This window comes from Pseudomonas sp. BAY1663 (assembly GCF_000582595.1).
GTDB classification, from domain to species: domain Bacteria; phylum Pseudomonadota; class Gammaproteobacteria; order Pseudomonadales; family Pseudomonadaceae; genus Stutzerimonas; species Stutzerimonas stutzeri_AF.
In genome coordinates, this window is record NZ_AZSV01000008.1 from 51,934 (window position 1) to 73,520 (window position 21,587).

16 protein-coding genes and 7 pseudogenes are annotated in these 21,587 nt (G+C 66.8%); 9 read left to right on the forward strand and 14 right to left on the reverse strand.

Annotated elements, in window-relative coordinates; all coding sequences use genetic code 11:
* Window positions 1-65 precede the first annotated feature (65 nt).
* Both BAY1663_RS04240 and BAY1663_RS04245 read left to right on the forward strand, forming a co-directional pair.
* A complete protein-coding gene (locus BAY1663_RS04240; protein ID WP_037038175.1) occupies window positions 66-473 on the forward strand; it encodes an SMI1/KNR4 family protein in 408 nt (135 codons plus the stop codon).
* Between the two features lie 74 nt (window positions 474-547).
* Window positions 548-922: a DUF3301 domain-containing protein gene (locus tag BAY1663_RS04245; protein ID WP_037038176.1), complete on the forward strand. Its 375-nt coding sequence runs from the start codon at window positions 548-550 to the stop codon at window positions 920-922.
* A gap of 6 nt (window positions 923-928) precedes the next feature.
* Here the strand turns inward: BAY1663_RS04245 and BAY1663_RS04250 are convergent.
* Window positions 929-1,914, reverse strand: a pseudogene (locus BAY1663_RS04250) (GTP-binding protein).
* Between the two features lie 70 nt (window positions 1,915-1,984).
* On the opposite strand from BAY1663_RS04250, the gene BAY1663_RS04255 reads away from it, so the two are divergent.
* Window positions 1,985-2,347, forward strand: a complete 363-nt coding sequence (locus BAY1663_RS04255) for a hypothetical protein (RefSeq protein ID WP_037038178.1) — start codon at window positions 1,985-1,987, stop codon at window positions 2,345-2,347.
* Between the two features lie 93 nt (window positions 2,348-2,440).
* On the opposite strand, the pseudogene BAY1663_RS04260 reads toward BAY1663_RS04255, so the two are convergent.
* Window positions 2,441-2,967 (reverse strand): annotated as a pseudogene (locus tag BAY1663_RS04260) (DUF3617 domain-containing protein).
* Between the two features lie 140 nt (window positions 2,968-3,107).
* Between BAY1663_RS04260 and BAY1663_RS04265 the strand changes: the two are divergent.
* From BAY1663_RS04265 to BAY1663_RS04280, 4 genes and pseudogenes are all read left to right on the forward strand, one after another.
* A complete protein-coding gene (locus BAY1663_RS04265; protein ID WP_037038180.1) occupies window positions 3,108-3,623 on the forward strand; it encodes a sigma-70 family RNA polymerase sigma factor in 516 nt (171 codons plus the stop codon).
* Window positions 3,623-4,567 carry a FecR domain-containing protein gene (locus tag BAY1663_RS04270; protein WP_037038181.1) on the forward strand — a complete coding sequence of 315 codons (945 nt, stop codon included), beginning with the start codon at window positions 3,623-3,625 and terminating at the stop codon, window positions 4,565-4,567. Before BAY1663_RS04265 ends, BAY1663_RS04270 begins: the two co-directional genes overlap by 1 nt.
* Window positions 4,568-4,673: 106 nt before the next feature.
* Window positions 4,674-7,163, forward strand: a pseudogene (locus BAY1663_RS04275) (TonB-dependent siderophore receptor).
* Between the two features lie 70 nt (window positions 7,164-7,233).
* Window positions 7,234-8,414, forward strand: a pseudogene (locus tag BAY1663_RS04280) (PepSY-associated TM helix domain-containing protein).
* Between the two features lie 302 nt (window positions 8,415-8,716).
* Here the strand turns inward: BAY1663_RS04280 and BAY1663_RS04285 are convergent.
* From BAY1663_RS04285 to BAY1663_RS04305, 5 genes and pseudogenes are all read right to left on the reverse strand, one after another.
* Window positions 8,717-9,352, reverse strand: a complete 636-nt coding sequence (locus tag BAY1663_RS04285; RefSeq protein ID WP_037038185.1) for an SCO family protein — start codon at window positions 9,350-9,352, stop codon at window positions 8,717-8,719.
* A gap of 20 nt (window positions 9,353-9,372) precedes the next feature.
* The gene (cyoE, locus tag BAY1663_RS04290; RefSeq protein WP_037038187.1) at window positions 9,373-10,272 is read right to left on the reverse strand and encodes a heme o synthase; all 900 of its coding nucleotides are present in this window, start codon (window positions 10,270-10,272) and stop codon (window positions 9,373-9,375) included.
* Between the two features lie 17 nt (window positions 10,273-10,289).
* A complete protein-coding gene (locus tag BAY1663_RS04295) occupies window positions 10,290-11,345 on the reverse strand; it encodes a heme A synthase (RefSeq protein WP_037038189.1) in 1,056 nt (351 codons plus the stop codon).
* A gap of 51 nt (window positions 11,346-11,396) precedes the next feature.
* Window positions 11,397-11,975 carry a hypothetical protein gene (locus tag BAY1663_RS04300; RefSeq protein ID WP_037038191.1) on the reverse strand — a complete coding sequence of 193 codons (579 nt, stop codon included), beginning with the start codon at window positions 11,973-11,975 and terminating at the stop codon, window positions 11,397-11,399.
* Window positions 11,950-12,686, reverse strand: a pseudogene (locus BAY1663_RS04305) (SURF1 family protein). Before BAY1663_RS04305 ends, BAY1663_RS04300 begins: the two are co-directional and overlap by 26 nt.
* 70 nt (window positions 12,687-12,756) lie before the next feature.
* Here BAY1663_RS04305 and BAY1663_RS04310 point away from each other — a divergent pair.
* Window positions 12,757-12,959, forward strand: a pseudogene (locus BAY1663_RS04310) (twin transmembrane helix small protein).
* A gap of 149 nt (window positions 12,960-13,108) precedes the next feature.
* Here BAY1663_RS04310 and BAY1663_RS04315 read toward each other — a convergent pair.
* The 6 genes and pseudogenes from BAY1663_RS04315 to BAY1663_RS04340 form a co-directional block, all read right to left on the reverse strand.
* Window positions 13,109-14,002, reverse strand: coding sequence for a cytochrome c oxidase subunit 3 (locus BAY1663_RS04315; RefSeq protein ID WP_037038193.1), 894 nt, complete (start codon window positions 14,000-14,002; stop codon window positions 13,109-13,111).
* Complete coding sequence (locus BAY1663_RS04320; protein WP_037038195.1) at window positions 13,999-14,571, reverse strand: cytochrome c oxidase assembly protein; 573 nt, start codon at window positions 14,569-14,571, stop codon at window positions 13,999-14,001. The genes BAY1663_RS04315 and BAY1663_RS04320 overlap by 4 nt, the downstream gene beginning before the upstream one ends.
* 66 nt (window positions 14,572-14,637) lie before the next feature.
* Window positions 14,638-16,265: pseudogene (gene ctaD / locus BAY1663_RS04325) on the reverse strand (cytochrome c oxidase subunit I).
* Between the two features lie 14 nt (window positions 16,266-16,279).
* Window positions 16,280-17,413 (reverse strand): cytochrome c oxidase subunit II, encoded by a 1,134-nt coding sequence (gene coxB / locus BAY1663_RS04330; RefSeq protein ID WP_037038197.1) that lies wholly within the window; start codon window positions 17,411-17,413, stop codon window positions 16,280-16,282.
* 234 nt (window positions 17,414-17,647) lie between these two features.
* On the reverse strand, window positions 17,648-17,905 hold the full coding sequence (locus BAY1663_RS04335; protein ID WP_037038199.1) for a hypothetical protein: 258 nt from the start codon (window positions 17,903-17,905) through the stop codon (window positions 17,648-17,650).
* A gap of 295 nt (window positions 17,906-18,200) precedes the next feature.
* On the reverse strand, window positions 18,201-19,265 hold the full coding sequence (locus BAY1663_RS04340) for a PA0069 family radical SAM protein (protein ID WP_037038201.1): 1,065 nt from the start codon (window positions 19,263-19,265) through the stop codon (window positions 18,201-18,203).
* A gap of 321 nt (window positions 19,266-19,586) precedes the next feature.
* On the opposite strand from BAY1663_RS04340, the gene BAY1663_RS04345 reads away from it, so the two are divergent.
* Window positions 19,587-20,657, forward strand: coding sequence for an acyltransferase (locus BAY1663_RS04345; protein WP_037038202.1), 1,071 nt, complete (start codon window positions 19,587-19,589; stop codon window positions 20,655-20,657).
* Between the two features lie 151 nt (window positions 20,658-20,808).
* Here BAY1663_RS04345 and BAY1663_RS04350 read toward each other — a convergent pair whose 3' ends face one another.
* The gene (locus tag BAY1663_RS04350; RefSeq protein ID WP_037038203.1) at window positions 20,809-21,585 is read right to left on the reverse strand and encodes a DUF1835 domain-containing protein; all 777 of its coding nucleotides are present in this window, start codon (window positions 21,583-21,585) and stop codon (window positions 20,809-20,811) included.
* Window positions 21,586-21,587: the final 2 nt, after the last annotated feature.

The window sequence follows — 21,587 nt, forward strand, 5'->3', positions numbered from 1 at the left end:
GCTGGCTCGCCAATGCGCGGGCGGGTATAACACCCGCTGATCGACGCGGTACGAGGGGAGTCGCGATGGAAGAGGTCATCGAACAGCTGCGGGAACTCAACGAGCCGGTGCCGGTGCCGCTGGAATTGCCGGACGACGATCTGCTGGTGGAGATCGAGGAACAGCTGCTGATCAACCTGCCGTTCGGCCTGCGCGAGTTCCTGCTGCAGGTCAGCGACGTGGTCTATGGCCGCCTGGAGCCGGTCACCGCCACCGATCCGCAAGCGCATACCTACCTGCCCGAGGTGGCGGCCAACGCCTGGGATGCCGGGGTGCCGCGCGACCTGGTGCCGCTCTGCCAGGACGGTCGCGATTACTATGTGGTCGATCTGGAAGGCCAGGTTACCCTCTGGGACGGCGACGACGGCGAACTGACCGAGGAAACCTGGGAAACGGTCTGGCACTGGGCGCGGGACGTCTGGCTGGAAAGCTGAGTGCGGCTGCCGAACCGCCTCGCGCTGACGAAAAGCGCTAAGCTGTGCGCCTTCTGCCAACGATCCGAAACCCTATGCTGACCTTGGGCAACCTGTTCCTGTTCATGCTGCTGGCCGCCGCGGGCGCCTGGCTCTGGCATTCCCACGGCATTCGCGAGCGTGCCCTGCTGGCGGTGCGCCGGCATTGCCAGAAGATGGACGTCGAGCTGCTCGACGGCGCCGTTGCCTTCCGCCGCCTGGCGCTGTTGCCGGATGCCCGGGGGCGGCGCCGGCTGGCGCGCATCTACGGTTTCGAATTCACCGTCACCGGCGAGCAACGCCATCCTGGCAGCATCGTCATGTTCGGCGCGCAGGTCGGCCGTATCGAGCTGGCCGCCCATCCGTTCCAGCCCGCCGCGGAACCGGGGCGGGTGATCCAGCTGGACGACTGGCGCCGCACGCGCGATTGAGCATCGTCAGCTCGCCAGGCGGCAAGCGAGCAGACCCTGTTCCAGCGCGACCTGCGCCTGGGCTTCGGCGAAGATCAGCTCGATCCGCGAATCCCTGCGCCATTCGCTGGGTCTGAATTCGAGCGTATGACCCTCCAGCGCATTGGCCGACCGCCAGCCCTCGCGGCCGTGCAGCACCAGCTTGGCGCGGCGCCAGGGCCATTGCGCCAGCCAGTGCGCGATGCGCTGCAGATCGAAGCGCTGGCTCGGGTGCCAGCGCCAGCCGATGCTCCAGCCTTCGTCATTCCCTTGCACCTGGCAGATGGGCTGCTGCGGATCGAGCCAGAGCTGCGGCAGCGTGACTGCGCCCTGGGGCAGGGCGGGTGGCTGCGATGCTTCGTGGGCATGGGCCTGGATGCCCGGCAGGCGCTGCAGCGGCAGCCGGCCCTGGCTGGTCCAGTACAGTGGCCGTTCGGGCAACTGGCTGGCCAGTCGCGCGCGCGTCGGCGCGTCCAGTGTCTCGCTCTTGTTCATCAGCAGCAGCCCGGCATCCGCCAGGGCCTGCTGCTGGCTGTCGGGCAGCGCTACGCCCTGGCTCAGTGCCTGGCGTCCAGCACCAGCACGCTCGGCTGAACCGCCAGGACCTGCTGCCAGGGCGCCTGGCCAAGCTGGCGCAGTAGCTCGGCCGGATGTCCGAGCCCGGACGGTTCGATCAGCAGGCGATCCGGGCGGGCCTGGCGCAGCAGCCGGCCCAGGCCGACCTGGAAGGGCACGCCGTTGACGCAGCACAGGCAGCCGCCGGCGACTTCCGCCAGGCTGACGCCCTCGACCGCGCTGCTCAGCAGCGCGGCGTCCAGGCCGATCTGGCCGAACTCGTTGACCAGCACCGCCCAGCGCTCGGCCGCCGGCTTCTGTGCCAGCAACTGGCGGATCAGGCTGGTCTTGCCGGCGCCGAGCGGGCCGCCGATGAGGTGGGTGGGGATCTGTTCGAGCATGGCGGCCATGGTGCGCATTTTGCGGCGCGGCTGGAAGAGGCTGCGCTCACCCCGTGCTAAAGTCGCCGCGATTCGGGAGGAATGATTCGTGCGGCTATCGTTATTGCTGACTTTACTAGCGGGAAGCGTCATGACCGGCGAGGCGCTGGCCGAGGCCTGCGTCATCCACAGTGATGACGGGCGGGTGGCGGTGCAGCTCTGCCAGGCCAATCGCAGCATTCCCGCCGAGCTGTTTCGCAGCGGCTTCTGCCAGCCGCAGCTCGAGGGCCAGCAGGTCGAGGTGCAGTTCGTCGAGCACTGTCCGCCAGGTGCCTTCGGCATCTGCCGCGACGCCCGCGTTTCCAACATGCCCTATCGGCAGGACATCCACTACTACGGTATCGCCAGCGATGCCCGCTTTCTCCAACCGGCCTGCGAGCAGACCAGCGAGGGCACCTGGGAAACCGAGTAGGGCCTGGCCCCCCTGTGTTCATGGGGGTTTCACGTGGAACTATCGGTTTGCTCGATGCGATTCGGCTTGCCTATCAGCCGCGTAGACGAGACGCTAGCGCACCGGTTCGAGCGTCCCGCAGTCCTCGCCGACCCAGCGCGCATGGGACTCCATGCGCGAGGTGCCGGTTTCGGTGCCTGCCGGTATTCGCTCTCGATGGTGCTGACGAACTCGCGATCGCTGATGAAGCGGGTTTCTCCCTGGCCGCGAGCATCGGGGCACTCGAAGCGAAATTTCCAGCGGCTGTCGCTGCGCTCGGTGATTTCCTGGCGGCAGGCCGGATCGTCCTGAAACGGCAGGTCGCCGGACTTCACCTGTTCTTCGCTGAGGCAGATGCGTACGCCCTTGCCGCCCAGCTGCACGCCCTGCGCCGCGAGCATTTCTTCCATCATCCTGCGCTGCTCGGCCGGCAGGTTCTGCATCTGTGCCAGCATCTCGTCGGTACCCGGCATCTGCTGGCCATCCATCTGGATATCGCCGCTACGGAACTCCCAGAGTCCGGGCAGGATCGGCTGGGCCTGGGCCGGCAGCAAGAACATCGACAGGGCGGCCGCGGTGGCCAATCGGGGCAGACGAGGCATGGTCGCACTCCACATTCGGATGTTCTGAAAGCCTAGTCGAGGCTGCGCAAAAGGCCGCCCGGCAGTGCGGACAGTTGGTCGTGGATTTATGTTGTTGAGAAGCGTTAGCATTAACCTCCGCAGCATTCATGGGAGGCCGCATGGCAACCGAAGGTATGGTTCGGCAGCAACTGCTGCATCGGCTCTATGCCGATCACCACGGCTGGCTCAATGGCTGGCTGCGGCGCCAGCTCGGCTGTAACCAGAAGGCTGCAGACCTGGCCCAGGACACCTTCGTGCGGGTGCTGGCCAAGGACGAGGACATGGCCGCCATCCGCGAGCCCAGGGCCTACCTGCATACCATCGCCAAGGGCCTGCTGATCAATCACTGGCGCCGTCGGCAGATCGAGCAGGCCTACCTGGATGCGCTGGCGCTGCAGCCCGAGCCGCTGGCGCCCTCGCCGGAGGAGCAGGCGCTGATCGTCGAAACCCTGCTGCAGGTCGACGCGCTGCTGGCGCGCCTGCCGGCGAAGGTGCGCAACGCCTTCCTCATGTCGCAACTGCAGGGCATGACCTATGCGGCGATCGCCGCGGAACTGGGGGTCTCCGAGCGAATGGTGAAGAAGTACATGGCGCAGGCCATGCTGCATTGCCTGACCCTGGTGGCGGAGGAGTGATGAGCATCGATTACCGTGTGTTGCAGGAGGCCGCGCACTGGTTCGCGGTGCTGCAATCCGGGACGGTCAGCGCCGCCGAGCGCCAGGCCTGGTCGGAATGGGTCGGGCAGCCCGAGCATGCCCGGGCCTGGGCGAGGGTGGAGCGCATCAGCGGGCAGTTGCTGCCGCTGGCAGCCGATCCGGTCGGGCGCATCGCCGGCGGCCTGCTCCAGCAGCGCTCGAGCCGGCGCCAGGCGCTGAAGCTGCTGGGCGTGCTGTGCGGGGGTGCCGGGCTCACGCTGGCGACCGGGGCGGCACCCTGGCGCGAGTGGACCGCCGACCAGCGCACCGCTGTCGGCGAGGTCCGCGATCTGCGCCTGGCCGATGGTTCGCAGCTGTGGCTGAACACCGACAGCGCGGTGGATATCGCCTTCGATCGCCAGGCGCGGCGGTTGTCACTCTATCGTGGCGAGCTGCTGGTCGATGCCCCGGGCGGGCGCAGCGCTCCGCCGCTCCTGCTGCGCAGCCGTGAAGGGCAGCTGCGCAGCGATCAGGCGGCGCGTTTCTCGCTGCGCCAGGATGACGGCCGGACCCTGCTCAGCGTGTATACCGGCGTGGTGGATATCCAGTTGGCGGGGCTCGGCATCACCAGCGTCGCCGCGGGGCAGCAGGCCGGTTTCAGCCTCAGCCGCATCGATGCGCTGCAACCGGTGCGGGCGGAGCGGCAGGCCTGGTCGACCGGCGTGCTGCTGGCCGATAACCAGCGCCTGGGCGACTTCCTTGCCGAGCTGTCGCGTTATCGCCACGGCTATCTCGGTTGCGATCCGCGCATCGCCGACCTGCGGGTGGTCGGCGCATTTCCACTGGGCGACACCGAGCGGGTGCTGGAGGCGCTGGCGGCCACGTTGCCGGTGCGTATCCAGCGGCGCATGGCCTGGTGGGTCAGCCTGGAGCCGGCGGCCTAGCCCCAAGAACAGTTGCAAATAAAAAATATTCGTATCTGCAGTTCCCCTTTTCCATTCTGATCGGGCATAGGCGCATAAGTCCCGCCAACACGGAAAAGGATTCATCATGCGTTCGACCTGTTTGCCGCTCCTTCCCAGCCGCTCGCACGCCCTGACCGGCGCGGTGCGTGCCGCCCTGCTGTGCCTGCCGCTGGGGGCTCTGGCGCCTGCGCTGGCGAGTGCCGCCGAGAATTCGGCGAGCCAGCAGGCGGTGCGCAGCTACGACATCCCGGCCGGCCCGCTGTCCAGCGCGCTGAGCCGCTTCGCCGGCGAGGCGGGCGTGCTGTTGTCGGTCGACGGCAGCCTGCTGCAGGGGCGCCAGTCGCGCGGCCTGCAGGGCCTGTACGGCGTCGAGGACGGTTTCGCGGCGCTGCTGCAGGGCAGCGGATTGCAGGCGGTACGCGACGGCCAGGGCAACTACTCGCTGGCCCCGCGCGTCGAGCAGGCCAGTGCCGTCGAACTCAAGCCGATGGTGGTCGAGGGCTTCGCCCTGGGCAACGCGCTGGGCGAGATGCAAGGCTACAACGCCACCCACAGCAGCGTGGCGACCAAGACCAGCATGCCGCTGGTGGAGACCTCGCAGACCGTCTCGGTGGTCACCCGCCAGCAGATCGAGGACCAGGCTCGCGTTCCATCGCCCAGGCGGTGCGCTACACGCCGGGCTGATGAGCACGCCCTACGGCGCGACCACCCGCTACGACTACGTCGCCATGCGCGGCATCACCGATGGCTCGGTGGACAACCTCTACCTCGACGGGCAGAAGCTGCTGGGCGACAGCGGCACCTACAGCAGCCTGCAGGTCGATCCGTACTTCATCGAGCGCATCGACATCCTCAAGGGCCCGTCCTCGGTGCTCTACGGCCGCAGCCTGCCCGGTGGCCTGGTGGCGATGACCAGCAAGAAGCCGCAGCAGGAGGCCCGCCGCCAGCTGCAGTTCTCCTACGGCAGCCACGACTACAAGCAGGCCGCGTTCGACTTCACCGGCCCGCTGGACGACGAGCGCATCGCCTACCGCCTGGTCGGCGTCGCCAAGGATGCCGACAACCAGGTCGATGGCATCGAGGAACAGCGCTATGCGCTGATGCCGTCGCTCTCCATCGACTTCAGCGCGGACACCCGCCTGACCCTGCAGGCCATGCTGCAGCACGATCCGGAGAGCGGCTACCACGGCGGGCTGCCGGCGGACGGCACGGTCACCTCGCACAACGGCCGACGCATCTCGCGCAGCTTCTTCGAGGGCGACGAGGACTACGAGAAGTTCGAGCGCGACCAGCAGATGATCGGCTACCAGCTCGAACACCGTTTCAACGATGTGGTTTCGGCGCGGCAGAACTTCCAGTACCTCGACTCGACCGTGGACTCCGGCCAGGTCTACCAGTATGGCTATGCGAGCGCGGACGAGCTGGTGCGCTACTTCACCGGTGCCGACGAGGCGTTGCACGCCTGGACGGTCGACAACCAGCTGCAATTCCTCTTCGATACCGGCGCGCTCAGCCACACCCTGGTGACCGGCCTCGACTACCAGCGACGCAAGGCCAAGGTCGACTACGACGCGGGTTCTGGTCTGCCTTCGATCAACCCCTACACCGGTGCCGTCGGCGCCGGCAGCCCGGTGTTCTACCATCAGTACGACGAGACCCGCGAGCTGGAGCAGACCGGCCTCTACGTGCAGGATCTGATCAGCCTCGGCAACTGGCGTTTCTCCCTGGGCATGCGCAGGATTGGGTGGATGTGTCCTTCGACCATACCGAGGATGCGTACACTGGCGACCAGTCCGATAGCGCCAAGCTCGAGCAGTTCACCGGCCGCGTCGGTGTGCTCTATGCCTTCGACAACGGCCTGTCGCCCTACGCCAGCTACTCCGAGTCGTTCAACCCCAACGCCACCGCGGCCTACAACGAGGTGTCGCCGGGCGTCTACGACATCGCCCTGCTGGATGCCACCGAAGGCGAGCAGTACGAGGTGGGCCTGAAGTACCAGCCGCTCGGCACCGACGACCTCTACACCCTCTCCTGGTTCGACCTGAAGCAGTCCAACCTGGCGAACAAGGATTCCAACGAGAACTTCTACCGCGCGGTCGGCGAGCTCACCTCCAAGGGCGTGGAAGTCGAGGCCCGGCTGCGCCCGCTCGAGCAGGTCAACGTCATCGCCAGCTACACCTACATGGATGTCGAGTATTCCAAGGACTTCACCGGCGCGGCCGGGGTGAACAATCGCGGCAACCGGCCCAACGCGGTCGCGCGCAACATGGCCTCGCTGTGGGCCGACTACACCTTCGACCGGGGGCCGCTGGCCGGGCTGCAGGTCGGTGGCGGCGCGCGCTACTTCGGCAAGAGCTGGGCGGATGCGGAAAACACCCTGCATATCCCGTCCTACACGCTGTACGACGCCATGCTCGGTTACGACCTGTCGCGCATGGGCCTCGCCGGCGTCGGCGTACGGCTGAACCTCAACAACCTCACCGACGAGAAGTACGTCGCCGCGTGCAACAGCCTGAGCCAGTGCTACTACGGCGAAGCGCGCAACGTCATGGCCACCGTGACCTACGACTTCTGATCATCGCCGAGCGGCCGCCGGCCCCAGCGGGCTGGCGGCTTTGTGCTTTCTGCATTACGGACGACCGACGATGCGTTCCATTCTCGTGCTCCTGCACCGCTATATCGGCCTGGCCACCGCCTTGTTCCTGTTCCTCGCCGGCATCACCGGCAGCATCCTGGCCTTCCACCACGAGCTGGACGAATGGCTCAACCCGGAGTTCTACCACACCGCCAGCCGTGGCCCGGTACTGGCGCCGGGCACGCTGGTGGAGCGCGTCGAGCGGGCCAATCCGCGCATGCAGGTCTGGTACATGGAGTTCCCCGACGAACCGGGGCATGCCGCGCTGATGGCGTTGGTGCCGCGCAACGATCCGGCCACCGGCAAGCCGTACGAGGAACGGCCGGTGGTGCATTACCTCGACACGGTGACCGGCGAGCCGGTGGGTACGCGCTACTGGGGCGAATGCTGCTTCTCGCGCAAGAATTTCGTGCCGTTCATCCTCGAGTTCCACTACAACCTGGCGCTACCGGGTAACTGGGGGCTGTGGCTGATGGGCATCGTGGCGATCGCTGGGTGATCGACTGCTTCGTCTCGCTGGTGCTGACCTTCCCGCGCGGGCGACCGTTCTTCGGCAAATGGTGGACGGCCTGGAAGATCAAGCGCCAGCGCATGAACCACGACGTGCACCGGGCCGGCGGCTTGTGGCTGTGGCTGCTGCTCACACCGGTGGCGGTCAGCAGCGTGGCGATGAACCTGCCCGAACAGGTGTTCAAGCCGCTGGTGTCGCTGGTATCGAAGGTGGAGCCGAGCGTCTACGAGGCCCGCGGGCGGCTGCCCGCCGAGCAACTGGGCACGACCGCCTACGACTTCCACCAGGCCTACGATTTCGCCCTGCAACATGCCGCCGAGCTGGGCCTGAGCGAAGCGATCACCGAGCTGTACTACAGCTTCGAATACAACTTCTACGGTGCCGGCTTCGGCGAGCACGACAGCAACCAGGGCAATGCCTGGCTGTTCTTCCATGGCACCGACGGCCGTCTGCTCGGCCAGGAGATTCCCGGCCAGGGCACGCTGGGCCAGCGGTTCCATCTGCTGCAGCCGGCGATCCACGGTGGGCGCATCCTCGGCCTGCCGGGACGCATCCTGATCGCCGTGCTCGGCGTGGCGATCGCCGTGCTGTCGGTCACCGGTGTGGTGATCTGGTGGCGCAAGCTTGGTGCGCGGCGGCAGATGGCGACACGACGCGCTATGGCGACAGAGGCGGGTTGAAGCATTTCTGGCAGGCCTGCGGCCTGCATCGCCGCGAGGTCGCACCTCCCACAGGGTCCGCCGGCTTTTTGTGGGAGGCCCGACCCCGGGGCGATGCTCTTGAGCTTTTTGGCAGGCCTGTGGCTTGCAATCGCCGCGAGGTCGCACCTCCCACAGGGTTCGGCGTGGGCTCGCTGCTTTTGTGGGCCGCGCCCGCTCCCGGCGGGCTTGCGGCATTCACCACATCCCTGTGAATTGCCCGCCCTCGAAATGATGCTTTTAAGCTTGAAGCTATCCTGCGGCCTTTGTCGTGGCGAGTGGGCTTACTGCGCCCGGCTGACCAGCGCGGGTAGTTGCTCGGCGAGTTTCTGCACCCTCAGCGGTGCGCGGATGAAGCCGTGCTGGCGGCCGTCCGGGCCGATGATGACCAGGTTGCCGCTGTGGTCGACGGTGTAGTTTTTCTTGCTGGTATCGCCCGGAATGAAGGGAATTCCGACGCCGTTGGCCAGGCTCTGGATATCGTCCAGCGGGCCGGTGAGGCCCTGGAAACCGGCCTTGAAGTAGCCCAGGTACTGCTTCAACTGCTCCGGGGTGTCGCGGTTGGGGTCGACGCTGACCAGGATCGGCTGGATCTCGCCGCGCACGTCCTCGGGCAGCAGGCCCTTGAGCTGGCGCAGCTCGGCCAGCGTGGCCGGGCAGATGTCCGGGCAGAAGGTGTAGCCGAAGAACAGCAGCGTCCAGCGGCCCTCCAGTTCGTCCATTCGCACCGGCACGCCGTCCTGGTCGGTCAGGCTCAGCGCCGGCAGCGGGCGGCTCTGCGGCAGCAGCACGATGCCGGCGTCCAGCAACTGGGTGGGATCGAGCTGGCGCTCGCTGTTCAGCACCCTGGAAACCGTCAGCCCGATGACCAGCGCGACCAGCGCGACGAGGATGAAGACGGTTTTCTGGATGCGGGTCATGGGAATCCTTGTTCGGCGGCTCAGATATTGAGCAACAGATAATGATCAACCAGCAGCGCGATGAACAGCGCGAACAGGTACCAGATGCTGAATTTGAAGGTCTTGATTGCCGCATGTGGCCGGCTGTCGCGGTACAGCGCGATGGCCCAGTAGAGGAAGCGCGCACCCAGCAGTGCCGCGGCGGCGAGGTACAACGGGCCGCTCATGTGGATGGCGAAGGGCATGAAGCTGACCGCCAGCAGCACCGCGGTGTAGAGCAGGATGTGCACCTTGGTGTAGTGCACGCCGTGGGTCACCGGCAGCATCGGGATGTTCACCTTGGCGTATTCGGCCTTGCGGTGGATGGCCAGCGCCCAGAAGTGCGGCGGCGTCCAGGCGAAGATGATCAGCACCAGCAGCAGCGGCTCGGCGCTGACCTGGCCGGTCACCGCGACCCAGCCGAGCAGCGGCGGCGCGGCGCCGGCCAGGCCGCCGATGACGATGTTCTGTGGTGTGGCGCGCTTGAGAAAGCCGGTGTAGATCACCGCATAGCCGATCAGCGAGGCCAGCGTCAGCCAGGCGGCCAGCGCATTGGTGAAGGCCAGCAGCAGGGCCAGCCCGGCGACGCCGAGGACGAAGGCGAAGGTCAGCGCCGCGGCCGGCGAGACGCGGCCCTCGGCCAGCGGCCGCTTGTGGGTGCGCGCCATCACCGCGTCGATCTGCCGGTCCACCACATGGTTCACCGCCGCGGCGGCGCCGGCGCACAGGGCGATGCCCAGGTTGCCGAACAGCAGCACCGTCCAGGGCACACCGGCGCGGGTGGCGAGGAACATGCCCACCAGCGAGGTGATGAGCATCAGCAGCACCACCTTCGGCTTGGTCAGCTCCAGGTAGTCGCGCCAGCTGGCCTGGGCGCTGCGTTCGCTGAGTAGAGTCGCCATGGGGTTTCTCCTCGTGGTCATGCGCGGGGCAGATCGAGCCGCCCCGTCGTGTTCGAAATCGATACGGCTTCGGCATGCGCGGGCGCCTGGGCGGGCTGGCGCAGCCGGTAATTGACCAGCACCAGCACCAGCAGCAGCGCGGCACCGCCGCCGTTGTGCGCCACCGCCACAGCCAGCGGCAGGTTGAACAGCACGTTGCTGATGCCGAGGCCAATCTGCAGCGCCAGCGCGGCCAGCAGCAGCGCGGCCAGCCGGGTCAGGCCCTGGCGCCAGAGCATGCCGCCGAGCAGCAGTGCCACCAGCGCCACCAGCAGCGCACCGATGCGGTGGCTGACGTGGATCGCGGTACGCGCCTCGCCATAGAGCAGGCCGCCGAGGTAGTTGGGGCCGATGTCGTGGTGGGTCAGGTCGAAGGCGTTGGCGAAATCCATCTGCGGCCACCATTGGCCGTGGCAGGTGGGGAAGTCGGTGCAGGCCACCGCGGCGTAGTTGCTGCTGACCCAGCCGCCGAGGGTGACCTGGCCGATCACCAGCAGCAGGGCGAAGCCGGCGAGGGCGCGCAAGCGCCCGGACACCGCCGGCAGCGGCGCGAATGCGCCGGACAGCCGCAGGCACAGCAGGAACAGCAAACTTAGCGTTGTGAAGCCGCCAAGCAGGTGCGCGGTGACCACCTGCGGCCAGAGCTGCAGGGTCACGGTCCACATGCCGAACGCCGCCTGGGCGATCACCACGGCGAGCAGCGCCAGCGGCAGCTTCAGCGGTTGCCCGGGCCGCCCGCGACGGCGCACGGCCTGCACCGCCAGTGCGAGGATCACCAGGCCCAGGGTGCCGGCGAAGTAGCGGTGAATCATTTCGTTCCAGCCCTTGCGCACCTCCAGCGGCGCTTCGGGAAAGCGCAGGGCGGCGAGGCCCCGGTGCTGCTCGCTCATCGGCACGCTGAGGAAACCGTAGCAACCGGGCCAGTCCGGGCAGCCGAGGCCGGCATGGGTCAGCCGGGTATAGGCGCCGAGCAGCACCACCACCGCAGCCAGCAGGGTGGCGATCAGGGCGAGGCGGTATCCGGGTCTGGCCATCGGGTTCTCCTTGTGGGCCTTACTGGGACTCCAGCGAGACGGCGGCGTGCGTCAGCCGATCTGCGAGATCTTCAGCAGGTATTTCAGGTCGTCGAGAATCGCCTTGCCGTCGGCGCCGGCGTCGTAGCGCAGCACCAGGTTGCCGTGCGGGTCGACGATCCACAGCTGTGGCGCTGCCGGCGCATCGGGGTTGCGTGAATAGACCGTGGCGTCGAGCGAGTGGCGCTGCAGCTGCGGATACTCGCGCCGTAGCCGCTGTTCGTAGTCCGCGTCGAGCGCCGCGGCGCTGGCCAGCGCATGACCGGCGCGGGCGGCTTCGCGGGCCAGGCCGATATTGATCTGGCGGGCCAGGTAGACCAGTTGCCGGCAGGCTTCGTCGCAGCCCTGCGGGGCAGTGACCAGCAATTCCCAGCGCGGCGCGCCAGGCGACGTGCCCACGCCGATGGCGCTGCGGTCCTGGCCGTCGGCGATCAGCACGCCGTCGTAGCTGCGGCTTTCCGGCACCCAGAAGCCGAAGCGGTACATCGCCGTGGCCAGCAGCATCGGCCCGAGCACCACGGCGACGATCAGCAGCAGCTGCAGCCGCCCGTGTCCACGCTTCGGCTCAGGGCCGGCAAGGATCGGATTCATCGTTTCCACTGTGCTTCCCTCGTGCCTGGTGCACGCCAAAATAGATGAACAGCGCCAGCAGCGCCGCCGCCAGGGCGAACCACTGCACGGCATAGCCAGGTGCTGCGCCGGGCTCATGCTGGTGACCGCCCAGTCGGCGCGATAGGCGCTCGGCCCCGGTTCCAGGCGCAGCTCGTGGATCACGCCCTCGTGGCCGGCCTGCTGCCACATCGCCTCGATGTCCACATGGTTGATCAGCCGCGGCCAGCCCTCGGCGGCCCGGTGGCTGAAGACGAACGGCTTGCCCGACGGAACGTAGACCCAGGCGGCGAGTTTCAACGGCTGCGTCGGCGTATCGAATGCCGGCGGCACGCGGCGGTCCGGCCAGGGAATCCAGCCGCGGTTGACCATCACCCAGCGGCCGCTGAGTTCGTCATGGAAGGGCTGCAGCAGTTCGACGCCGACCTGGCCGTCGCGGGTGCGGCTGTCGAGCAGGAAGCTGTGCTCGGCATCGAAGCGACCTTGCAGAAACACCCGGGCGAAGGCCGGATCGTTCAGCCGTTCGATCTCGTGCGGCGCCAGCGGTGCGGCCTGTTGACGGGCTTCCTGGCGGGCCAGCAGCTCGCGCTTCTGCTCGCTGCGTTCCAGCTGCCAGATGCCCAGCCAGAGCAGCACCGGCAGCAGGGCCAGCACCAGCAGGGTAGGCAGCAGCCCCGGCCTGAAACCGTTCATGGCCGGCACCGCTGGATGTCGATACGGCTGGCTATACTCCACCCCCATTACCCCTGTCGTGGACCCGCTCATGCTCAAGGCGGTGATCGTTCTGTTGTTAGTGGCCACGCTGGTCAGTCTGTTCAGTGGGTTGTTCTTCCTGGTCAAGGACGAGGGGCGAACCTCCCGGTCGTCATGGCCCTGTTCATCCGTGTCAGCCTCAGCGCGCTGACCGTCGCGCTGATCGGCTGGGGTTTCTGGTCCGGCCAACTGCGACCGGCGTTCGGTTTCTAGGTCCTGTGCCCGTTCATCTCCAAGCAGGCCTGGCGGGTGTCGTAGGAGCGGGCCATGCCCGCGATAGCTTGCAAGGCCTGATTCGCGGGCATGAACTCGGCGTCCCCGTCCGCTCCTAAAAAGTCTCGCGACAAACCCTGGCGATGGCGTCAGAGCACGTAGACGAAGATGAACAGCGCGATCCACACCGCATCGACGAAGTGCCAGTACCAGGCGGCCGCCTCGAAGCCGAAGTGATGTTCCGGGCTGAAATGCCCGCGCAGGATGCGCACCAGCATCACCGTGAGGATGATCGCGCCCATGGTCACGTGGGCGCCGTGAAAGCCGGTGAGCATGAAGAAGGTCGCGCCGTAGATGCCCGAGCCCAGCGTCAGCCCGAGTTCGGTATAGGCGTGCACGTATTCCTCGATCTGGAAGGCGAGGAAGGCCACGCCGAGCAGCACGGTCAGCGCCAGGCCCAGTTTGAGCTGCTGGCGGTTGTTCTTGCGCAGCGCATGGTGGGCCCAGGTCAGGGTGAAGCTGGAACTGACCAGCAGCACGGTATTGAGCAGCGGCAGGCCCCAGGCGCTGATGGTGCCCTCCGGCGCCGGGTAGAGCTTGGGATCGGGCGTGTTCAGCAGCGGCCAGCTGTACTCGAAGCCCGGCCAGAGCATGTTGCTGATGCCCTTGTCGCCTTCACCGCCGAGCCAGGGGCCGGTCCAGTAGCGGATGTAGAACAGCGCGCCGAAGAAGGCGGCGAAGAACATCACCTCGGAAAAGATGAACCAGCTCATGCCCCAGCGGAACGAGCGGTCCATCTGCGCGCTGTAGAGCCCCGCGCGGCTCTCTTTCACCACCGCGCCGAACCAGCCGAACATCATGTAGGCAATCAGCAGGGCGCCGACGAAGAAGATCAGCGGCCCGCTGGACTCGGCGCGGTCGGCCTTGAGGTCGTTGAACCAGGTGCCGAGGCCGAAGACGGTGACCAGCAGGGCGACGGTGGCGATGATCGGCCACTTGCTCTGGGCCGGGACGTAGTACTGCTCGTGGGTCTGGGTGCTCATTGCAGACTCTCCTTGGCCGCGCCCGGCGCCAGGGCGGCGACCGGTGGCTGGCGGGACGTGATGTCGAACAGCGTGTAGGCGAGGGTCAGATGGCGCACGTCGGCGGGCAGGTCGCGGTCGACAATGAAGCGCACCGGCATCTCGATGCGTTCGCCCGGTTGCAGCACCTGCTGGGTGAAGCAGAAGCATTCGGTCTTGTGGAAATAGGCCGCCGCCTTGGATGGCGAGACGCTCGGGATCGCCTGGGCGGTCATCGGCTTGTCGGTCGGGTTGTAGGCGACGAAGCGGATTTCCGTGCTGGCGCCGGGATGCACGCTGAGCTGGTCGGCCAGCGGGCCGAATTCCCAGACCATGCCGGCGGCGTTGGTGGCGAGGAACTGCACGCGCACCTCGCGCGCGGCGTCGGCGCTCTGCGTGCCCTCATAGGCGCCGGCGGTCTTGCCGTTGATGCCGAAGGCCTGGCACATGACGTCGTAGATCGGCACCAGGGCGAAGCCGAAGGCGAACATCGCCAGCACCACGAACAGCAGGCGGCGGACCAGGCGGGCGGTGGACATTTCAGCGCTCATGGGAACGGCCTCGGCGACCGTAGGGCGGGTTGCAACCCGCCGATTCGGCGTTGAATCCGACTCCGTCTAGCCATGCTTCGGGCCCATCCGGTGTTCATGCAGCTGGTGCATGTCCGGCGGCGTCTGGAAGGTATGGTAGGGCGCCGGCGACGGCACGCTCCACTCCAGCCCCTCGGCGCCGTCCCAGGGCTTGGCCGGTGCGGCCGGGCCGCCGCGGATGCACTTGATGACGATGAACAGGAACAGCAGCTGGGTGGCGCCGAACATGAAGGCGCCGACCGAGGACACCATGTTGAAGTTGGCGAACATCATGTTGTAGTCGGGGATGCGCCGCGGCATGCCGGCCAGGCCGACGAAGTGCATCGGGAAGAACGCCAGGTTCATGCCGACGAAGCTCATCCAGAAATGCAGCCTGGCCAGAGTCTCGTCGTACATGTGCCCGGTCCATTTCGGCAGCCAGTAGTAGGCCGAGGCGAAGATGCCGAAAATCGCCCCCGGCACCAGCACGTAGTGGAAATGCGCTACCACGAAGTAGGTGTCGTGGTACTGGAAGTCCGCCGGGGCGATGGCCAGCATCAGCCCGGAGAAGCCGCCGATGGTGAAGAGGATGACGAAGGCCACGGCGAACAGCATCGGCGCCTCGAAGCTCAGCGAGCCGCGCCACATGGTCGACACCCAGTTGAACACCTTCACCCCGGTCGGTACGGCGATCAGCATGGTGGCGTACATGAAGAACAGCTCGCCGGTCACCGGGATGCCGACGGTGAACATGTGGTGCGACCAGACGATGAACGAGAGGAAGGCGATCGCGCCGGTGGCGTAGACCATCGAGGTATAGCCGAACAGCGGCTTGCGCGAGAACGCCGGGATGATCGAGCTGACCGCGCCGAACGCCGGCAGGATCATGATGTACACCTCGGGGTGGCCGAAGAACCAGAACACGTGCTGGAACAGCACCGGGTCGCCGCCGCCGGCGGCGCTGAAGAAGCTGGTGCCGAAGTGGATATCCATCAGCATCATGGTCACCACCCCGGCCAGCACCGGCATCACCGCGATCAGCAGGAACGCGGTGATCAGCCAGGTCCAGACGAACAGCGGCATCTTCATCAGCGTCATGCCCGGCGCGCGCAGGTTGAGCACCGTGGCGATGACGTTGATCGCGCCCATGATCGAGCTGATGCCCATCAGGTGGATGGCGAAGATGAAGAAGGTCACCGACTCCGGCGCGTAGGTGGTCGACAGCGGCGCGTAGAAGGTCCAGCCGAAGTTCGGCCCGCCGCCCTCCATGAACAGCGTCGAGACCAGCAGGGTGAAGGCGGCCGGCAGCAGCCAGAAGCTGAAGTTGTTCATCCGCGGCAGGGCCATGTCCGGCGCGCCGATCATCAGCGGGATCATCCAGTTGGCCAGGCCGACGAAGGCCGGCATCACCGCGCCGAAGACCATGATCAGGCCGTGCATGGTAGTCATCTGGTTGAAGAATTCCGGCTGCACGATCTGCAGCCCCGGCTGGAACAGCTCGGCGCGGATCACCATCGCCATCGAGCCGCCGAGCAGGAAGGCGCAGAAGCTGAACCACAGGTACATCGAGCCGATGTCCTTGTGGTTGGTGGTCAGCAGCCAGCGGGACAGCCCTTGGCCGGGCCGTGGTGGAGGTCATGCCCGGCATGACCATGATCGTCGATCACTGCACTCATCGCCGCCACTCCTCTTATTGACTGGCTTCTTCGGCCTGTTTGAAGTCGAGCACGTCTTTCGGCGTGACCATGTCGCCGGTCTTGTTGCTCCAGGCGTTGCGTTCGTAGGTGATTACCGCGGCCAGGTCGACCTCCGACAGCTGCTTGCCGAAGGCCGCCATGGCAGTACCCGGCTTGCCATTGACGACGATATTGATGTGCGCTTCGGCGTCGCCGGTGGCGATGGGCGAGCCCTTGAGCGCCGGGAACATCGGCGGGATACCCTCGCCGCCGGCCTGGTGGCAGGAGGCACAGGTGGTCTGGTAGATCTTCTCGCCGCGCTCGGCGAGTTCCTCGCGGGTCCATTCCTTGCTGGTCAGCTCGGCGAGCTTGGCCGCCTCGGCCTTCTTCTCGCCGAGCCAGGCGGTGTAGTCCTCCGCGGACTTCACCTCCACCACCACCGGCATGAAGCCGTGGTCCTTGCCGCACAACTCGGTGCACTGGCCGCGGTAGAGGCCGGGCTCTTCGACACGGGTCCAGGATTCGTTGATGAAGCCGGGGATGGCATCCTTCTTCACCGCCAGTTCCGGCACCCACCAGGAGTGGATCACGTCCGCCGCGGTGATCAGGAAGCGCACCTTGGCGCCGGCCGGAATCACCAGCGGCTGGTCGACCTCCAGCAGGTAGTGCTCGCCTTTGGGCGCCTGGTTGTTGATCTGCTCGCGCGGCGTGGTGAGGTTGCTGAAGAACTCGACGTCCTCACCCAGGTACTTGTAGTGCCACTTCCACTGGTAGCCGGTGATCTGCACATCGACGTCGGACTCGCTGGAATCGTAGATGTGGATCAGCGTGCGGGTCGCCGGCACCGCCATGCCGATCAGGATCAGCAGCGGAATGACGGTCCAGAGCACCTCGACCTTGGTGTTTTCGTGGAAATTCGCCGAGTGCTGACGCTTGGAACGGTGGTGCGCGACCATGGACCAGATCATCACGCCGAACACCAGCACGCCGATGACCACGCAGATCCAGAAGATCGTCATGTGCAGATCGAACACCGATCGGCTGACGTCGGTTGCGCCGGAGCGCATGTTCACGTCCCAGGCCGCCTGGGCCTGGCCGAATAATGCCAATAGCCCAAGCCCCATCCAGATACGTGGATGTCGAGACATTGCGGGTTCCCCTTATGATTCTTGTTATCCCGCCGACTGCCATCGAAACCGCCGAGAATCGGCTGGCCGGGGACTCTTTCCCCGCTATGCCCGCTACGTTCTCGATCGGTCCGATTCTGTCCGGCGTGGCCACCGAATGCCTCGGTCGCCGCGCCTTCGCCTGCACGCGCAGTCGGAACTTCAATCAGGTACGCCTACGATTCGGAGTATAGACAGCGATCACGCACTGGCAATTCAGCGGCCGGGTGCGTCTGGACCGGGCGCTGAGTCGTTCTTCTTCACGCCGCGCAGGTTCATCAGCGCCAGGCAAACCTGCAGGGCGATTAGCGCCCAGGCCTCGGCATACCAGCCCCAGATCACCCAGAGCAGGTTGCTCAACAGGAAACAGCAGAAGCCGACGAAGCGCCGCCCCGGGCGCAACGAGCCGATCAGCCAGGCGGCGATCACCGTGACCACCATGGCCGGCCATTGCAGCAGGTCGATCCAGTCCACATTGCCTCCGGCGCGGGAATACAGGGATTGGTGCGGCCCCGGCCGGGGATAGTTCCTTGGTGGCGGGGTGCTGCAGGCCGGTCTGAAGCCTCGCCCCGAGGCCAGGATCACGAAGCAGGTACGGCGCGCACGCTTTTGCAGGAGCCCGCTTGCGGACGATCAGGCGCTCGAGGGCATCGCCCGCAAGCGGGCTACAGCGGTCGGCACTCCGGGGGATGCAAGCTAGACGTAGGGTGGAAAACCGCGAAGCGTTTTCCACGCGGTTCTCGAAGTCGAAGGAAGGTAAAACGCGCCTTCAGAGCAGATTCAACTGCTGCCCCGGCGGAGCGAAAAGGCTGCAGTCCAGCCCCTGGTTCTGCTCGCGGCGGTTGTAGCCCAGGCGCTTGCAGGCCAGCTGGAAGCGCTGCGCCAGCAACTGGGCGAACTGGCCCTCGCCGCGCATGCGGCTGCCGAAGCGGCTGTCGTAATTCTTGCCGCCGCGGGACTGGCGGATCAGGCTCATGACGTGGGCGGCGCGCTGCGGGAAGTGCTCCTCGAGCCAGGCCTCGAACAGCGTGGCGATCTCGTGGGGCAGGCGCAGCAGCACGTAGCCGGCCGAGCGCGCGCCGGCTTCGCGCGCGGCCTCGAGCAGGCGCTCCAGCTCCATGTCGTTGATCATCGGGATCATCGGCGCGCACATCACGCTGACCGGCACCCCGGCCTCGTGCAGCGTGCGCAGCACCCGCAGCCGCGCCGCTGGCGAGGCCGTGCGCGGCTCCATGATGCGCTTGAGCTCGTCGTCCAGCGTGGTCAGGCTGACCGCGACGCTGACCAGCCGCTGCTCGGCCAGCGGCACCAGCAGGTCGAGGTCGCGCAGCACCAGCGAGCCCTTGGTGATCAGGTGCACCGGATGGCGGAAGCGCAGGAGGATCTCCAGCGCCTGGCGGGTCAGCCGTTGCTCGCGCTCCAGCGGCTGGTAGGCATCGGTGTTGATGCCCAGGGCGATCGGCTGCGGCACGTAGCCGGGCCTGCTCAACTCGGCCTCCAGGCGTTCGGCGAGGTTGGTCTTGGCGATCAGCCGGGTCTCGAAATCGATGCCGGGCGAAAGGTCCCAGTAGGCATGGCTGGGCCGCGCGAAGCAGTAGATGCAGCCGTGCTCGCAGCCGCGATAGGGATTGACCGAACGATCGAAGCCGACGTCCGGCGACTGGTTGCGGGTGATCACCGTCTTCGCCGTCTCGCGGCGCACCTCGGTGGCGCGGGTCGGCGGCACGTCCTGCTGCCAGCCGTCGTCGTAGGCTTCGCTGCGCGTCGGCGCGAAGCGGTTGTCGGGATTGATCGCGGTGCCGCGGCCGCGGGGCGTCGAGCGAAGGTGGGTCATCTCAGGCTCATCGAATACTGTTTTTATATACAGTAATCGGCTTGCAGCATCGACACCAGACGTCCCGATCGACGGTACGGACGACCATCCGTCGCCTGGCCGGGGAACATTTGCGCGCTGCTTCGGACAAAAAGGTCTGATCGGGTCGAGCCGGGCACCTAGCCGCCTGGCGATTCCCACCACGGAGCCCGCCGAAAATCGAAACAGGGAAGGCCGCACGCCGTCAGGGCGCCCGGCCCGGCAGTACCGGCAATGCGACGCCGTCGGGCGTGCACTCCAGACTTTCCAACCCGCTGCCGTCATATGTCAGGAGCAGACCCCATGCACACCACCGGTTCCTTCCATACGCGGGAGAACAATTTCGACTTCCTGCGCTTCTTCGCTGCCGCGCTGGTGCTGTTCGCCCACAGCTACCCGCTGGTCGGGCGCCGCGAGGACGAGCCGCTGACCGTGCTCACCGGCTACGAGAAGGGTGGTTCGATCGCCGTCGGCATCTTCTTCGTCATGAGCGGCTACCTGATCGCCTCGTCCTGGCTGGCCAGCAGCAGCCCGAAGAGCTTCCTGCTCAAGCGCGCACTGCGTATCTTCCCGGCGCTGATCGTCGCGGTGCTGCTCTCGGTCTTCGTCATCGGACCGATGGTCACCCAGCTCGGCCTCGGCCAGTACCTGGCGGCCGACGGCACCTGGACCTACCTGCAGAACATCCTGCTGGTCACCCGTTACGAACTGCCCGGCGTGTTCAGTGACAACGTCTATGCTGGAGTGGTCAACGGCTCGCTGTGGACGTTGCCGCTGGAAGTGCTGATGTACATCGGCGTGATGATCCTGGGCCTGACCGGCTTTCTCAGGCGCCGCCTGATCTTCCTGCCGATCGCCGTGCTGGCGCTCGGGCACTTCTGGCTGCTCGGCAAGCTGGGCATCGAGTCCTACTTCATCAAGAACATCTGCAAGCTCGGCCTGCTCTACTACAGCGGCTCGGCGCTGTTCCTCTACCGCGACGTCATCCCCTGGCGCGGCTGGATCGCGGCGCTGCTGTTCGCCGCGCTGGTGGCGACCTTCCGCACCGACATCGGCCCGCTGGTGTACTTCGTCGCGCTGCCGTACCTGGTGCTGTATCTGGCCTATGCGCCGCTGCCCTGGGCATCGCGCTTCGGCAAGTACGGCGATTTCTCCTACGGCCTGTACATCTACGCCTTCCCCTTCCAGCAGCTCACCGTCTACCTGTTCGGCCCGCAGGTCGGCGTGCTCGGCCTGACGCTGATCGCCTTCGTGCCGACGCTGATCCTCGCCGCACTGTCCTGGCACCTGATCGAGGCGCCGGCGATGAAGCTCAAGCGGCTGTTCGCCTCCGCGCCGCGGCCGGGGCGGGCGACGCCGAAGGTGGATGGCTGAAAGGCCGATTGGCCCAAGTAGCCAGAAGCTCAAAAGCATCGCCCCGAGGGCGGGCCTCCCACAAAAACAGTGTGCACACCGAACCTGTGGGTGGCGCGACCTCGCGGCGATACAGGCCGCAGGCCTGCCCAATTCTCGACGGCAAGCGCTTTCAACCGAGGCGGCGGACCTGCAGATTCCGGTAGCCGGCCGCCGGGTCGCCGCGCAATTCCAGCTGCCCAGCTGCCGCCAGTTCGCGGGTGCGCCAGTAGAGGAAGAAGTCGGTGGGGAAGAAGCCGTCGCAGTGTTCCATGACTGCGGCCATGGCCCGGGCCAGCGGAGCGAAGGCGGCCGGGCTGGCGGCCAGCAGTTCGTTGTCGATCACCTGATAGCCTTCGCCGTGGAACGCTCCATCGCGCCAGCGGCGGATGTCGTGCGTGGCGGCGCATTGCGCACGCCAGGCCTCGGCCAGACCGGCCTGGCGCACGGAATCGACGACCTGCGGCCGATACAGCCCGGCCAAGGTCTCGGGCGGGTGCATCGACACCGCCTTGCGGCGGCCAGCGCGGCTGTCGCCGGTGCCGCAGGCGACCTCGTGCAGCGCACAGGCGGAATCCTGCACAACGGCACAGAGCCGCACCAGCAGCAGCTGCTCGGACGCGCTGTCGCCATGCCAGACGGTCACCGCCGAGACTTGTCTGGGCAGCTCGGCGAGCCAGCAGGCATCGGCGGCCAGTTCGTCGGCGAAGCTCGGGCGCGGTGTTACCTCATCCGGCCAGAGCCGTTCCCAGAAGGCCGCGCGAACGGTGCAGGGCGGATTCTCGATCCCGCTCAGCGGGCCGACCGCCAGGTCGTCACGCAGCACATGCACCCGCGCCTGCGGCTCGCGCCTGGCGAGCAGGGCGCGTACGCCGTCGCCGGCCAGGTCGCCGCAGGTCAGGTGCAGCATGG